The following is a 1,608-nucleotide window of genomic DNA, read 5'->3' as shown; positions in this document are numbered from 1 at the left end:
GTCGTAACTGGATAGCGGGTTTCGGGGCGCGTTGAAGAGGAGTGCGGATGCGACGGTGTTGCGGGGTTGTCGCATGGGGCGGGTCGGATGGGGTGCCCGTGGTCGTGACTGCCGGGCGTCAGCCGAGGAGGATGGCGAGTCCGGGGTCGGGAGCTCGGGCTCGGCTGGCGAGGTAGCCGATGACGTCGTGGCCGTGTTTGGCGGCCGTGGCGATGACGCTGGTCACGATCCCTTGGGTCCGGGCGCCGGTGTCGGTGCGGTTCCCGCCGAAGGTCTTGCGGTTGACGACGCAGGGTCGGACGGCTTGCTCGCCGTGCCAGTTGGTGGCCTCGACTCCCTCGACGGTGAGGAAGGTGAACAGGTGCGGGCCTTGATGGGCGAGGTGCTTGAGGAGGCGACGGTTGGCGTCGTTGCCGGTCGGCCGGGCGCACAGCTTGGCGAGCCGGGCAGTGCACTCGGCCGCCGCGGCGGCCCGCTCGGCTGGGGACGGCAGGTCCCGGGCGGCCAGGGCGTCTTTGATGATGGCCTTGGCGGCGGTAGGGATCTTTCGGTCCGCGCCGGTCAGGTCGGCTTCCATCTCCGATGTCCGGCGGAGAATGTGAGCAGTGCAACTTTGATGTGTCGCTTGGCTGTAGCGGTCGTAGACGACCCAGCCGTCGCGGACCAACACGCCGTCGTAGTCGGCGGCGATCACCGACGTGGCGTCGGCAAAGCTGCGTCCGGGGGCGATCCAACACAGCGTGACGTCGTTGTTGGCCGCCACCCACAGCCACCGCCCGGCGCCCCCGACCCGCCACCCGCTTTCGTCCATGGTGATCGTGGCCGAGCGGTTCGCGGCCCGGACAAGGTCTTGGTGCACGGGGACCAGCTCGGCGGCAGCGGCATGCGCGGAGGACCGACAGATCGCCCCGGCAGTCACGGTCACGCCGAGATACGACAGCACCTTGGCGCTCCGGGCGAAGCTGAGGCCCATCCCGTAGTGCAGCCACATGGCCCACGCCTTGAGGTGCGGGCCGACCTGGCTGGCCGCCGCGCCGAGGGCGTCGGAGGTCTGCTCGCGATGATGTCCCTGCACACGGCGCTTGCAGTTTTTGCAGCGGCCGATCCCGACGGTGATCCGGGTGACGGTGGGGCGGACCTCGGGCACGTCGGTCTGCCACTGCTCGGCGTCACGGTCATGGATGATCTCTCCGCCGCAGTCCGGGCACCAATCCGGCAGCGGGGCGTGAAGCTCCCGGTCCGGGGGCGCGCTCGGCACCCGACGGTGACCGTGCCGGCCATGACGGTCACCGGGCTTACGCCCCGGCGTCTTCGGCTCCGGAGACGGATCTCCCTTGGAGAACGGGGCCGCCTGACGCTTCGAGCGGCGCCTCGACTCTTCCAACGCCGCCTCGAGCTTGTCGATCCGCTCCTGCTGGTAGACGATGAACCCGTCCTTGCGGGCGACCTCGGCCTCCAACAACGCGATCCGCGACTCCATCGCCGCCAACCTCGCCAGCACGCTGTTGTCTGTAGGCGCCATCGACCAAGAACCGATCTCTCGGCTCCGCCCGCCACATGACTACCTCACCCGAACCCCGCAGGTGGTGGACCCCGCTATCCAGTTAC

At 69.3% G+C, this 1,608-nt stretch carries 1 protein-coding gene; it reads right to left on the bottom strand.

All coding sequences use genetic code 11. The features are described 5' to 3' along the window. Nucleotides 1–118: 118 nt before the first annotated feature. Nucleotides 119–1,480, bottom strand: coding sequence for an IS66 family transposase (tnpC, locus tag K6U06_RS24445; protein WP_262324607.1), 1,362 nt, complete (start codon nt 1,478–1,480; stop codon nt 119–121). Between the last annotated feature and the right edge of the window lie 128 nt (nt 1,481–1,608).

The organism is Acidiferrimicrobium sp. IK, from assembly GCF_025499425.1.
GTDB lineage: Bacteria > Actinomycetota > Acidimicrobiia > Acidimicrobiales > Palsa-688 > Acidiferrimicrobium.
Note: the sequence above shows the minus strand (reverse complement) of the source record. Positions and strands in the feature narration are given on the sequence as shown.